Origin of the sequence: Metapseudomonas boanensis (assembly GCF_018704125.1) — a bacterium.
Lineage (GTDB): Bacteria > Pseudomonadota > Gammaproteobacteria > Pseudomonadales > Pseudomonadaceae > Metapseudomonas > Metapseudomonas boanensis.
Map to the genome: position 1 here is coordinate 1 of NZ_JAGTIS010000012.1, position 13,186 is coordinate 13,186.

The window sequence follows — 13,186 nt, forward strand, 5'->3', positions numbered from 1 at the left end:
ATCCTGGGCAAACTGCCGACCGTCGAGGAGTACATGGCCTACGCGAAGAACATCGACAGCATGGCGGCCGATATCTACCGCTACCTGTCCTTCGACCAGATCGCCGAGTACAAGGAAGCCGCTGCGAACGCCAAGATCCCGGTCGTTCAAGCCTAAGCCCTAACCGGCCATGAAGAAGCCCCGCCCCGTGCGGGGCTTCTTCTTTGTCGTTGTCGCAACGCCGCGTAGCCCAACAAGACCCCGAGCCACTGAACATTGGGCTTCGCTAGCCCAGTGGCAACCGGCCGCAAGCAATCACGCGCCCCGCCTTGCAGACGTACCTGCAGCAGCTATGTTCCATGTAAGGGCGGACAATCGTGACGGAGCTAAGTGATGAAACAGACGGTGTTGATTGTGATCTTCGCGCTGGGCCTTGCTGCGTGCTCCAGCGAATACCTGATTGCCACGGCCGACGGCCAGATCATCACCACCCATGAGAAGCCCGAACTGGACCGGGACACCGGCATGATTGAGTTCGAAGACGACGAGGGCCGCACCCAACAGATTCCCCAATCCCAGGTGAAGCAGATCATCGAACGTTGAGGTAGCTCCAGCCTCAAATCCTTGACCCCGCCCTGGCGGGGTTTCTTTTTTTGAGCCACTGGCACATCGCTTGCTTTAGCCAGTTCACCAATACTCACTCCAATGGCGGAGCGGGTTGATGACGATGGCGTCGATTCCAGTGGCAGCTCCGGCAGCACTGGGGCGGCGCCATTTTGCTGATTAGGTGGCAAGAAACCATGACCGATAAGCAGACCCCTACACGATCGGACAGCCTGGACTGGGTGGCCGGCAGCGATGCCCCGGAAAAGTGCATGCTCAACCTGGGCTTCATGCCCCTGACCGATTCAGCCTCCCTGATCGTCGCCGCCACTCAGGGATTCGCGCAGCCATACGGGCTGACACTCAATCTGCAGCGCCAGGCATCCTGGGCAACCCTGCGCGACAAGCTGCTGGGCGGAGAGCTTGATGCCGCGCAGGCACTCTACGGTCAGGTCTATGGCATCCAGTTCGGGATCGGTGGCCCTGCTGCCGACATGGCGATCCTGATGACCCTGTGCCAAAACGGTCAGGCCATCAACCTCTCGGAACCCCTCAAGCGCACCGGCGTGACCAGTTCAGAGGCACTGACCCGCCACGTGCTCCATGGCGGTGCACGCCTGACCTTCGCCCAGACCTTTCCTACTGGCACCCATGCGATGTGGCTCAACTACTGGCTGGCGGCCCAAGGCATTCATCCGCTGCATGACGTCGACACAGTGGTGGTGCCGCCCTCGCAGATGGTCACTCACCTCAAGGCTGCCCGCATCGATGGCTTCTGTGCTGGCGGCCCCTGGGGCGCGCTGGCCGTGGAGCAAGGCCAAGGCTTTACCCTCGCCACAAGCCAGATGATCTGGTCCGATCATCCGGAGAAAGTCCTCGCCGTTACCCAGGCATTTACCGAGCAATACCCCAACACAGCCCGTGCCCTGACCATGGCCCTGCTGGAGGCCAGCCGTTTTATTGAAGACAACCTGGAGAATCGCCGCAGCACGGCCCAGCTGATCAGTGGCAGCGACTATGTCGACGTCCCCGTTTCGGCTATCGAACCACGCTTTCTGGGGCACTACGAGGACGGTCTCGGCAACGCCTGGGAGGACGCTCATCCCTTACGGTTCTTCGATCAGGGAAGGGTCAACATGCCTTACCTCTCGGATGGCATGTGGTTCATGACTCAATTCCGTCGCTGGGGCCTGTTGCGTGACGATCCAGACTATCTCGGCATCGCACGCCAGGTTCAGCGGATCGATCTTTACAAACAGGCCGCTGGAGCACTGGGCATCGAGGTGCCCGAACCCATGCGCAGCGCCACACTGCTCGACGGCAAGCGCTGGGACGGTAGCGATCCAGCAGGCTATGCCCGCAGCTTCCCGATCCATGCACTGGCTGGCAGCACCCAGGCCATGGCCCTGTAGCCGCGAGGGAAGACCGACATCATGTTGCGCATTCTCCTGATCAACGATACGGCCAAGAAAGTCGGCCGCCTGAGAGCCGCTCTGGTCGAAGCCGGCTTCGAGGTCATCGACGAGTCCGGCCTTACCATCGATCTGCCGGCGCGGGTCGAGGCAATTCGCCCGGACGTGATCCTCATCGACACTGAGTCCCCTGGGCGGGACGTCATGGAACAGGTCGTACTGGTAAGCCGTGACCAGCCTCGCCCCATCGTCATGTTCACCGACGAACACGACCCCAATGTAATGCGCCAGGCTATCCAGTCCGGCGTCAGCGCTTACATCGTCGAAGGCATTCAGGCCGATCGCCTCCAGCCTATTCTCGACGTCGCCATGGCCCGCTTCGAAAGCGACCAGGCGTTACGCGCCCAGCTCACAGCCCGCGACCAGCAACTGGCCGAACGCAAGCGCATCGAACTGGCGAAAGGGCTGTTGATGAAGATGAAAAGCTGCAACGAAGAGGAGGCCTATACCCTAATGCGGCGCCAGGCCATGAGTCGACAGCAGAAGCTGATCCAGGTAGCCGAACAGATCATCGCCATGCACGAGATGCTGGGGCACTGACCGCAGACTCTGGCAACTGTATCGCTGACCGGCACCGCTGTACTGCTCCAGTCGCGTCATACAGGAAAACTGTACGGCTTGCGTTGTACGGCCGTGTATCTGCAAGCCGTCAACGGTAGTCGCTAGGGTTGTAGGCACCACACACTGCCTGCGAGCTCCCCGATGACCACTCAGCCGCTCGAACGCCAGTTGCTCGAAGACGCCGACCAGCGCGCCCTGCGCTATCTCGATGGTACTGACTGCCGCAGGGTCTTCCCCTCCCAGGCAGCCATCGAGGCATTGCGGGGATTCGACGAGCCCATGCCACAAGAGGGACGCCCAGCCAATGAGGTGCTGCGCCAGCTTGACGAACTGGGTTCGCCGGCCACCACCGCCTCCAACGGACCACGCTATTTCGGCTTCGTCATCGGCGCGACGCTGCCGGCCGCCGCCGCGGCAGAGCGGCTGCTACTGGCCTGGGATCAATGCGCCTCGTCCTTCGACAACTCACCGGCTGCCCACCGCATCGAGCAAGTCGCAGCCCGCTGGGTCCTGGAAACCCTTGGCTTGCCCAGACAATGCGCCGTGGGCTTCGGCACCAGCGCCACCGCCTGTACTCTCGCCGCACTGTCGGCTGCACGCCGTAGCCTGCTCGCCCGCCAAGGCTGGGATTTCGACGCCGACGGCTTGATCGGCGCACCGGAGATTCGAGTAGTGGTCTCGGAAACCACTCACATCACGGTGAAGAAGGCCCTGCGCATTCTCGGTTTCGGAATGCGGCGCCTCATAGTCGCACCCACCGACGCCCAAGGGCGCGTAGATGCCTCCCGGCTCCCGGAGCTGGACGCCCGCACTATCCTCTGCCTACAGGCCGGCGAGGTGAATACCGGCGAATTCGACCCCTTCGCGGAACTCATGCCCCGAGCCAAAGCAGCGGGCGCCTGGGTTCATGTCGATGGCGCCTTCGGACTCTGGGTGCGCGCTTCGTCGAGTTCGGCGCTGGCGGCAGACGTGGAGCAGGCCGACAGCTGGACCACCGACGGCCATAAGTGGCTGAACACCCCCTATGACGGCGCCATGGCCATCTGCCGCCACGCTGACGCCATGGCCAGCGCGATGAACAGCGATGCGGCCTACGCCACCGCCTCTCGCGACGCGCAGAAGAACCTGACCCTGGAATTCTCCCGCCGTGCCCGTGGCATCCCGATCTGGGCAGCACTGGCAGCCCTTGGCCGCGACGGCCTGCGGTCGATGATCGACCGGCACCTGCGACAGGCCGCTGAGTTGGCGGCCGGGCTGCGCGCAGCAGGTTTCGAGGTACTCAACCGTCCTGTGCTCAATCAGGTGCTAGTGCGTGCCACCAGCGACGCACACACGGTGGCCATCCGCGAAGCCGCGCAGCGCTCAGGCGAGGTCTGGTTCGGGCCCACGCTCTGGCAAGGGCGTCCGGCGTTCCGCCTCAGCTTATCCTCATGGCGCACCACCGATGCCGACGTCCAACAACTGGTTAGCCTGCTGGCTGCGCTGCGCCAAGCGAGCGCCTCACCCGCGAGCTGAAGCGCCAGGGCCTGCCATGAAAAGGTGCCGCAAGCACTCGACAGGCCCCTGCATTGCGCTTATCTTCCCCGCCAGGCCACCACAGTGGCTGACGTCGCTCGGACGGTTCCGGGCGCTTACGTATCCGAGGAAAGCATGGCTGACCAGCGTTCTCCGCGCCGTTTTGCGCGCATCGATCGTCTCCCCCCCTACGTCTTCAACATCACCGCCGAACTCAAGATGGCTGCCCGTCGTCGTGGCGAGGACATCATCGACCTGTCCATGGGCAACCCCGACGGCGCTACCCCGCCGCACATTGTCGAGAAGCTCGTGCAAGTCGCCCAGCGTGAAGACACCCACGGATACTCCACTTCCCGCGGTATTCCCCGCCTGCGCCGAGCCATCTCGCGTTGGTACAAGGACCGTTACGACGTGGAGATCGATCCGGAAACCGAAGCCATCGTCACAATCGGCTCCAAGGAAGGCCTGGCACACCTGATGCTCGCCACCCTTGACCACGGCGACACGGTGCTGGTGCCCAACCCCAGCTACCCGATCCACATCTATGGCGCCGTGATCGCCGGTGCCCAGGTGCGCTCCGTGCCCCTGGTACCGGGTGTGGACTTCTTTGCCGAACTTGAGCGGGCCATTCGCGAAAGCATCCCGAAACCGAAGATGATGATCATCGGTTTCCCCTCCAACCCTACGGCGCAGTGCGTGGAGCTGGATTTCTTCGAGCGTGTGGTGGCCCTGGCCAAGCAGTACGACATCCTGGTAGTCCACGACCTGGCCTACGCCGACATCGTCTACGACGGCTGGAAGGCGCCCTCGATCATGCAAGTACCGGGCGCCAAGGACATCGCGGTGGAGTTCTTCACCCTGTCCAAGAGCTACAACATGGCTGGTTGGCGCATTGGCTTCATGGTCGGCAACCCAGAACTGGTCAGCGCCCTGGCGCGGATCAAGAGTTACCACGACTACGGCACCTTCACCCCGCTGCAGGTGGCGGCCATCGCCGCACTCGAGGGGGACCAGCAATGCGTACGGGATATCGCCGAGCAATACCGGCAGCGGCGCAACGTTCTGGTGAAAGGCCTGCACGAGATCGGCTGGATGGTTGAGAACCCCAAGGCCTCGATGTACGTCTGGGCCAAAATCCCCGACGCCTATGCCGAACTTGGCTCGCTGGAGTTCGCCAAGAAACTGTTGGCGGAGGCCAAGGTCTGCGTCTCACCGGGCCTCGGTTTCGGTGATTACGGTGACGACCATGTGCGCTTCGCCCTGATCGAAAACCAGGACCGTATTCGCCAGGCAGTACGTGGTATCAAGAGCATGTTCCGGGCAGACGGCCTGCTTACGCCCCCCGCCAGGGCACGGAAAAACGAGCAGCCGTGACGCTGACCCGCGCCCCCGAGTCACAGGGGGCGCATTTTCCCTTCATTTCGCCTGAACCCCCCGCCTGGCAAGGGTTCCCGCCCTCGCGGACAGCTCTTCGAGTAGAACAAAAAATAACCACTCGTCGGCTTTTAGATCATTTTTTGAACAAAACAGGGCTTAATAGGTTCTGATGTAAGCCTTAGTACATCGCGCTGTTCTCATCCATGGTCGGCTTACGGCGCGCATACCTTATTTCCCCTTGAGTCCGGAGAGATTCCCAAAGCACCCAATCCGGTGCAGGCGACTTCTTTGTCTCAAAAAAGGAGGAACGGCGTATGAAGACATGAAAGCAACTGTGCGACGTGACAACAAAGAACCATGACTCAAAGCCCAAAGAGGCTCACGAGTAAGCAACTAGATCTAATCGGTGCCCTTACTGCATCAGCACACCAACTTACTTTGTAGAACAAGAGGTAAACCATGGAGCTGTACCATCTGATGACTTCCCTGTTCCAACAGGAAGCAACCATGGAACTAATGCGCATGGGTATTGTTTATGCCCACCTTATTGCTTGCTGCGTAGCGATCGGTCTTGTCCTCACAAGCGACGTCGCCATGATCAAGCAACTGGTACAAGGCAACGACGCCGCTCATAGTGACAAAACCCATCTTGATACGCTGAAGAAAACTGTACTGTTTGCACTTGCGGCACTCTGGGTAACTGGGATAGGTATCGTCCTACTGGACTACTCTGTCAAAGGCGCGGTGTATTTCCTCAACCCCAAACTCCAGGCCAAGATCCTGATCGTAATGCTCCTGACCATCAACGGCTTCCTGCTCCACAGCGTTGTAATGCCTGCCCTGGTCAAGGCTGGCACGCTGCTCAAGCTGGAAGCGAATGCCCGTACCCTCGCGGTATTCTCGGGCGTCGTCTCCGGAGTTTCCTGGTTCTATGCGGCCATGCTGGGCATCGCCCGCCCGCTCAGCTGGAAATACTCCCTTGGCGAAATCATGTTTGCTTACCCGCTGTTCATTTGCGCAGGCTTCATCATGATGACACTGCTGGTCAGTTGGGCAAGCAAGCGAGCTGAACGTGTCACTCGCGCTCGAGTGGCCCCCGCACTCGCCTCCTGACAGGAGCTGACTGGGCAGGGATGCCCAGTATTAAGAAATACTATTTTTCGCGACATCCACTCAGTAATTCTCCGCAAGACTTTCTTCTTTCATATCCCCTGCAATAAACTCTTTTTAATGTTTCGGGTACATGCAAGTACTCTTCATAGATAAGACCACAATCCCGCCTACGAATACTCGTACTTCCGTACCAAACTCCGCGACCATCCGTCGGTCGACCCGGTAGAACTTTTTGTCTGTCTCGCACACGAACTGCTGCAACTCCAAACAACGCTAAGGAAATGCAGTGATCGACCTGACAACCTGGAACCTGACCGTTCCCGCTTATGACTCGGCAACCCTGATCAGCACCGAGCGTCTCAATAACGGCTATGAAAGCCAGTACTTTCGCCGTAATGACGACGGCAGTATCACTTTCTGGGTTCCGGTAACCGGCTCCGTCACCGAGGATGCCCGATATCCCCGTACAGAACTTCGCGAAACCCAGGCTGACGGAACGCTGAGTTACTGGTACCACAGCAGTTCGGATAGCTACCTGAGTGCCGTCCTCTCCGTAGAGCAGGTGCCCAGCGAAGGCAAGATCATCATTGGCCAGATCCACAGCAAGGACGAGCCCGGCAGCCAGAACGACCCGCTGCTTAAATTGCAGTACCACTACCTGCGCGGCAAAGGTCGAATCGAGGCACTGCTGCGCAAACGTCCCGGTGACACCGAAGTGGAGAACATCCTGCTGGTTGATGATGTGCCGCTTGGCCAACGCTTCGGCTACGACTTCCGCCTGACGCCTACCGGTAAACTGGGTATCGTGATCACCAGTCCTGACGATGACGGCAATCACTACCGCGAACTCAGTGGCTACTGGAGTCTGCAGCAGCTCTACTTCAAGGCTGGCGCCTATATCCAGGACAACTATGGCCCCAGCAACGAGGGTGGGCGGGTGACCTTCTACTGGCTCAACGGCCTGCATCGCTGACTTCCTGCACCTCGCACCCTTCGGCACGGAGCCCGGGCCCTCCATCCGATAAAGTCCCGGACTGAAGCCCGGGCTACCATTGAGCGGCGGAATGAGTCATCAATCGGGCCGTGCCGGCGTAGAATCAACTTTCCGCCGCATCCCCCTGGAGAGTTCCTGCGCAATGGCCCGACTGTCGCTTGAATTTCCTGAAGACCAGTATTGCTACTCGACCCACCTCACCGTCCGGGTTACCGACATCAACGCCGCCAACCACCTCGGCAATGACTCGATGATCTCGATGATCTCCGAAGCCCGTGCGCGCTTCCTGTTCGAATACGGCATCAACGAAGCGACGGAAGACGGCACGGGCATCATCGTCACAGACCTGGCCACGACCTATCGGGCGGAAGCCCATGCCCGCGACCAGCTGCTGTTCGAGGTCGGCGTCATGGACTTCAACAGATACGGTGGGGACATCACCTTCCGCATCAGCCGACCCGCCGATGGCAAACTCATCGCTATGGCCAAGTCCGGTTTCGTCTTCTTCAACTATCAAACCTCCCGCGTCGTGCCGATGCCCGACGGCTTCCGCGGCACCTTTCCCAGGGTGAACTGGCTGGATTGAATCCCGCACCGTCCCAACTCGGTGCACACGCGACCACTTCGCCCCCTTTTGAGCCAGCCGACTCAAGCCGTGTTTTCCCGAAAACCGCTCTGAAACAGGCCTTTCCAGAATATGGCCCAGCTCTTGCTCAGCAATTGCCAAAGGTAGCCAACGGCGGCTGCCCGACCAAACGACAAAGGCGTCGCGTCACTCCGCATCAATGCGGGCAGTGATGCGGCGCTTTTTTCGTTTCAGCCCCAGCGATGGGGCCGGTGGACGGGCCGGGATCCGGACGTTCGCATGCAGCTCACTCAATCCCGCTGCGGCTCCAGCCGCAGAACGGAGCGCCACAAGCGCGACGTTTTACCGGGAGGCACGACCGCCGTGCCCACGATCACGGCGGACGCGCCTCCCGGCCCCTAACTGCAGATGAGGTGTTCGATGACTACGAGTTTCTGGAAGGCCGGCCACACGCCCACCCTGTTCTCCGCATTTCTCTACTTCGACCTGAGCTTCATGGTCTGGTACGTACTTGGCCCCCTGGGTGTTCAGATCGCCGCCGACCTGCAACTGACCACGCAGCAGCGTGCCCTGATGGTCGCCACCCCGATCCTCGCTGGCGCGGTACTGCGCTTCCTGATGGGCCTGCTGGCCGATCGCACCTCGCCGAAGACCGCAGGCCTGCTTGGCCAAGTGGTAGTGATCTGCGCATTGTTCGGTGCTTGGCAGATGGGGGTCCACAGCTATGAGCAAGCCCTGCTGCTCGGCCTGTTCCTCGGCTTTGCCGGCGCCTCCTTCGCGGTAGCGCTGCCGCTGGCTTCCCAGTGGTACCCGGCAGAACATCAGGGCAAGGCCATGGGTATTGCCGGCGCAGGCAACTCCGGCACAGTGCTGGCCGCCCTGTTCGCTCCCGGCCTGGCAACCATGTTCGGCTGGAACAACGTCTTCGGACTTGCCCTCATCCCACTGGTGCTGACCCTGGCGATCTTTGCCCTGGCCGCCCGTAACGCGCCCAACCGCCCGGCGCCCAAGGCCCTCGGTGACTACCTGAAAGCGCTGGGCGACCGCGACAGCTGGTGGTTCATGTTCTTCTACAGCGTGACCTTTGGCGGCTTCCTCGGCCTGGCCAGCACCCTGCCCGGCTACTTCCACGACCAATACGGCCTGGCACCTGTCACAGCTGGCTATTACACCGCCGCCTGCGTCTTCGCCGGCAGCCTGATGCGCCCGCTGGGGGGGGCCTTTGCCGACCGTGTTGGCGGTATCCGTACCCTGCTTGCGGTCTATACCGTCGCCGCACTGTGCATCGCCGCCGTGGGCTTCCACATCTCCAGCCCCACTGCAGCGCTGGCCCTGTTCGTGGTCGCCATGCTCAGCCTTGGCGCAGGCAATGGCGCCGTGTTCCAACTGGTACCGCAGCGGTTCCACAAGGAAATCGGCGTCATGACCGGCCTGATCGGAATGGCAGGCGGCATTGGCGGTTTCTGTCTGACGGCTGGCCTCGGCGCCATCAAGCAACACACTGGGGACTACCAGCTCGGTCTGTGGCTGTTCGCCAGCCTTGGCGTGCTCGCCTGGTTCGGTCTGCACGGCGTGAAAATGCGCTGGCGCACCACCTGGGGCTCGGCTGCCGTGACCGCTGCCCGCGTCTAACCTCTGCCCTGCGGCCCGGAAACGATCCGGGCCGCTTGCACGTGGTAGGTTGGCACGCCAGCCCAACAGCTCCTTCAATCCCCAGGACGCGCGCATGCCCCTGCAACTCAGCTTCGGCGAAGCCAGCGCCACCGGTCCCCGGGCCGAAAACCAAGATGCCCTGCGCGTGGTCACCCCGGCCCCGGCACTTGCAGCGAGCAAGGGCTACCTCTTCGCTCTCGCCGACGGTGTCAGCCAGTGTGCGGACGGTGGCCTGGCCGCCCGCGCCACGTTGCAGGCCCTGGCTCTGGACTACTACTCCACGCCGGAAACCTGGCCCGTCGCGCAATCGCTGGATCGCCTCCTGGTCGCCCACAACCGCTGGCTTCAGGCAAGCGGCGCCGGCCAATCGCTGCTGACAACCCTCTCCGCCCTGGTATTGCGCGGCCGTCGCTTCACCCTCGCGCATGTCGGAGACTGCCGGGCCTATCGCTGGCATGCCGGCCAACTCGAACGCCTCAGCGAGGACCATGTCTGGGAACAACCAGGCATGCAGCATGTGCTCAAGCGTGCGCTGGGGCTAGACCAGCATCTGGTGGTGGATTACCTGGATGGCGAACTACAGGAGCAGCAGCGCTTTCTGTTGGTCAGCGACGGTGTCTGGGCGGTGCTGGGGGACCGCGGTATCCAGAGCATCCTGCAGGACGAGTCAGACTTGAGTGGCGCTGCCAAGGCGCTGGTCAGCGCGGCGCACCTGGCCGGCAGTCAGGACAATGCCAGCGCCTTGCTGATTCAGGTCGACCACTTGCCTGAGGCTGGACTGGCGGACACCCTTGCCCAACTGGATCACTGGCCGCTGCCCCCTCTGCTGCAGCCCGGGCAGGATTTCGAAGGCTGGGAGGTGGACCGCCTTCTGGCCGAGTCCCGCCAGTCGATGGTCTACCGCGTGCGCGATGCGCAGGCCCGCCGCTGGTTACTGAAAACCTTGCCGCCCAGCCGTCGCGACGAGCTTCAAGCCGGACCAGCGCTGATGCAGGAGGAATGGTTCCTGCGTCGCGTCGCCGGCCGGAACTTTCCGGAAGTCCACCCGCTGCCGCACCGCCAACACCTTTACTACGTCCAGCGCGAGTATCCTGGCCGGACCCTGGCCGAACACCTGCACATCAGTGGGCCAGTGGCGCTGCCGGAATGGCTGGACATCGCACCCCGGCTGATCAAGGCCCTGGGCATGCTGCACCGGCGCAATATCCTGCACCGCGACATCAAACCAGAGAACCTGCTCTGGGGCGATGATGGCGAGCTTCGCCTGCTGGACTTTGGCCTGGCCTACTGCCCCGGCATCTCCCAGGACGACCCCAACAGCCTCCCTGGAACCCCCAGTTTCATTGCCCCCGAGGCCTTCAGCGGCGCAGCCCCGACAAGCCGCCAGGATCTCTTTGCTGCGGGCGTTACCCTCTACTACCTGCTAACCGGTCACTATCCCTACGGCGAAATCGAGCCATTTCAGCACCCAAAGTTCGGCACCCCCGCCCCAGCCAGCCGCTACCGTCCGGATCTCCCGAACTGGATTGATGAATGGCTGCTCCGGTCACTCAGTGCCGATCCGGAAAAACGCTACGAAACAGCCGAAGAATGGTTGCTGGCGCTCGAACAGGATGAACGCAAGTCGCTCAACACGCGACCACGTCCCTTGCTGGAACGAGAACCACTGAAGGTCTGGCGTGGCATCGCCCTGATGTCGCTGTTGGTGAACCTCGCGCTGGCCTTCCTGCTCGCCAACACCTGACGCACCAACCCAGGGCAAGCAGGCTGCAATAAGGTGCGCCAGCGGCCCCAGCAAACACTGAACCTCTGGTGAAACCCAATAACCATGCGGCCTTGCAGAGTTGGCACAGCACCTGCAAAGACAGATTCGACAATCTACAAAAGCGCCCACCTCAACGACGAAGTGGCACTTTCCCGATCGAACGGGACTTGGACAAAGGCGTCCTGCTGGCAACAGCAGGCGCCTTTTTTGTTTGCGCGATTGAAATGCAGGAGCCTCCCGCATGAAGAAACTCAAGCTGGTGATGATCGGAAATGGCATGGCCGGGGTCCGTGCGCTGGAGGAACTGCTCACGCTTGCCCCAGAGCGCTACGACATCACCGTGTTCGGCGCGGAGCCGCACCCGAACTACAACCGCATCCTGCTCTCCCCCGTACTGGCCGGCGAGCAAGCGTTCGAGGACATCGTTCTCAACGATCTCGACTGGTATTCGCGGCACGACATCAAGCTGCTGCTAGGCCGCGAAGTGGTGAAGATCGATCGGATCAAGCGCCAGGTGATCGCCCAGGACGGTACAGTCGCTGACTACGATCGCCTGGTCATCGCCACGGGCTCCACTCCATTCGTTCCTCCGGTACCGGGTAACCGCCTGCAGGGCGTGATCGGCTACCGCGACATCGCCGATACCCGCGCGATGATCGAGGCCGCCCGTACCCACAGCCACGCCGTCGTCATCGGTGGCGGCCTGCTCGGCCTGGAAGCTGCCAACGGCCTGCGCCAGCGCGGCATGGACGTCACTGTGGTGCATCTCGGTGACTGGCTGTTGGATCGGCAGCTCGACGCAACCGCCGCCGGCCTACTGAAGGAGGCCCTTCAGGCCCGTGGGATCCACTTCCGCCTGGGAACCAACACAGAGGAACTGGTCGACAACGGCGAAGGCCTGGTCTGTGCCGTCCAGTTCAACGACGGCGACATCATACCCGCCGACCTTGTCGTGCTGGCCGCCGGCATCCGCCCCAATTTCCGGCTCGCGGAAGCAGCAGGCCTGCCCTGCAACCGCGGCATCCTGGTCAACGACACGCTGCAAACCTATGATCCGCGCATCTATGCCATCGGCGAGTGCGCCAACCATCGCGGTGTCGCTTACGGCCTGGTGGCGCCCCTTTTCGACCAGGCCAAGGTCTGCGCCAACCACCTCGCAGGCCTCGGCTTCGCCCGCTACCAGGGTTCGGTGACGTCCACCAAGCTCAAGGTCACCGGCATCGACCTATTCTCCGCCGGCGACTTCATGGGCAGCGAGGGTTGCGAAACCATCACCTTCTCCGACCCGGTTGGCGGCATCTACAAGAAGCTCGTGATCAAGGACAACCTGCTGGTGGGTGCCTGCCTGTATGGCGACATCGCCGACGGCGCCTGGTACTTCCGGCAGATCCGCGAGCAGCAGGATATCGGCGCCATTCGCGACCACCTGATGTTTGGCGAACCGTCACTGGAATCGGCCTACGCGCAGGAAACCCGCAAGGCCAGTATCAGCCCCATGGTTCCGGCGGCCCCGGCCAGTTTGCTCCTGACAGCCACCTTGGCCCGGCTGCATGCCAAGCAAACCGCTC

Annotated in this window: 11 protein-coding genes and 1 pseudogene; all 12 read left to right on the forward strand. The window is 61.8% G+C overall.

Annotated elements, in window-relative coordinates; genetic code table 11:
• On the forward strand, positions 1-156 hold a 156-nt coding region (locus tag J7302_RS26615), incomplete at its 5' end, for a hypothetical protein (RefSeq protein WP_251702168.1).
• Positions 157-372: 216 nt separating this feature from the next.
• The gene (locus J7302_RS19380) at positions 373-582 is read left to right on the forward strand and encodes a YgdI/YgdR family lipoprotein (RefSeq protein ID WP_215378447.1); all 210 of its coding nucleotides are present in this window, start codon (positions 373-375) and stop codon (positions 580-582) included.
• 197 nt (positions 583-779) lie between these two features.
• Positions 780-1,994: a CmpA/NrtA family ABC transporter substrate-binding protein gene (locus tag J7302_RS19385; protein ID WP_215378449.1), complete on the forward strand. Its 1,215-nt coding sequence runs from the start codon at positions 780-782 to the stop codon at positions 1,992-1,994.
• A 21-nt stretch (positions 1,995-2,015) separates the two neighbouring features.
• Positions 2,016-2,594: an ANTAR domain-containing response regulator gene (locus J7302_RS19390; protein WP_215378452.1), complete on the forward strand. Its 579-nt coding sequence runs from the start codon at positions 2,016-2,018 to the stop codon at positions 2,592-2,594.
• Positions 2,595-2,756: 162 nt separating this feature from the next.
• Entirely contained in the window at positions 2,757-4,130 is a 1,374-nt protein-coding gene (locus tag J7302_RS19395; RefSeq protein WP_215378454.1) for a pyridoxal phosphate-dependent decarboxylase family protein, read from the forward strand.
• 135 nt (positions 4,131-4,265) lie between these two features.
• On the forward strand, positions 4,266-5,504 hold the full coding sequence (gene alaC / locus J7302_RS19400) for an alanine transaminase (protein WP_215378456.1): 1,239 nt from the start codon (positions 4,266-4,268) through the stop codon (positions 5,502-5,504).
• 462 nt (positions 5,505-5,966) lie between these two features.
• Complete coding sequence (locus tag J7302_RS19405) at positions 5,967-6,620, forward strand: hypothetical protein (protein WP_215378459.1); 654 nt, start codon at positions 5,967-5,969, stop codon at positions 6,618-6,620.
• 286 nt (positions 6,621-6,906) lie between these two features.
• A complete protein-coding gene (locus J7302_RS19410) occupies positions 6,907-7,593 on the forward strand; it encodes a polysaccharide lyase family 7 protein (protein WP_215378461.1) in 687 nt (228 codons plus the stop codon).
• Positions 7,594-7,756: 163 nt separating this feature from the next.
• Positions 7,757-8,200, forward strand: a complete 444-nt coding sequence (locus tag J7302_RS19415; protein ID WP_215378771.1) for a thioesterase family protein — start codon at positions 7,757-7,759, stop codon at positions 8,198-8,200.
• Between the two features lie 420 nt (positions 8,201-8,620).
• Positions 8,621-9,832, forward strand: a complete 1,212-nt coding sequence (locus J7302_RS19420; protein ID WP_215378463.1) for an MFS transporter — start codon at positions 8,621-8,623, stop codon at positions 9,830-9,832.
• A 94-nt stretch (positions 9,833-9,926) separates the two neighbouring features.
• Positions 9,927-11,597 carry a bifunctional protein-serine/threonine kinase/phosphatase gene (locus J7302_RS19425; protein WP_215378465.1) on the forward strand — a complete coding sequence of 557 codons (1,671 nt, stop codon included), beginning with the start codon at positions 9,927-9,929 and terminating at the stop codon, positions 11,595-11,597.
• 262 nt (positions 11,598-11,859) lie between these two features.
• Positions 11,860-13,113 (forward strand): annotated as a pseudogene (locus J7302_RS19430) (NAD(P)/FAD-dependent oxidoreductase); the annotation flags it as partial.
• Positions 13,114-13,186 lie beyond the last annotated feature (73 nt).

Excerpts from the sequence above, each read along its gene's own strand:
- J7302_RS19380 (WP_215378447.1), top strand. The coding sequence starts at position 373 with ATGAAACAGACGGTGTTGATTGTGATCTTCGCGCTGGGCCTTGCTGCG.
- J7302_RS19385 (WP_215378449.1), top strand. The coding sequence starts at position 780 with ATGACCGATAAGCAGACCCCTACACGATCGGACAGCCTGGACTGGGTG.
- J7302_RS19390 (WP_215378452.1), top strand. The coding sequence starts at position 2,016 with ATGTTGCGCATTCTCCTGATCAACGATACGGCCAAGAAAGTCGGCCGC.
- J7302_RS19395 (WP_215378454.1), top strand. The coding sequence starts at position 2,757 with ATGACCACTCAGCCGCTCGAACGCCAGTTGCTCGAAGACGCCGACCAG.
- alaC (WP_215378456.1), top strand. The coding sequence starts at position 4,266 with ATGGCTGACCAGCGTTCTCCGCGCCGTTTTGCGCGCATCGATCGTCTC.
- J7302_RS19405 (WP_215378459.1), top strand. The coding sequence starts at position 5,967 with ATGGAGCTGTACCATCTGATGACTTCCCTGTTCCAACAGGAAGCAACC.
- J7302_RS19415 (WP_215378771.1), top strand. The coding sequence starts at position 7,757 with ATGGCCCGACTGTCGCTTGAATTTCCTGAAGACCAGTATTGCTACTCG.
- J7302_RS19420 (WP_215378463.1), top strand. The coding sequence starts at position 8,621 with ATGACTACGAGTTTCTGGAAGGCCGGCCACACGCCCACCCTGTTCTCC.
- J7302_RS19425 (WP_215378465.1), top strand. The coding sequence starts at position 9,927 with ATGCCCCTGCAACTCAGCTTCGGCGAAGCCAGCGCCACCGGTCCCCGG.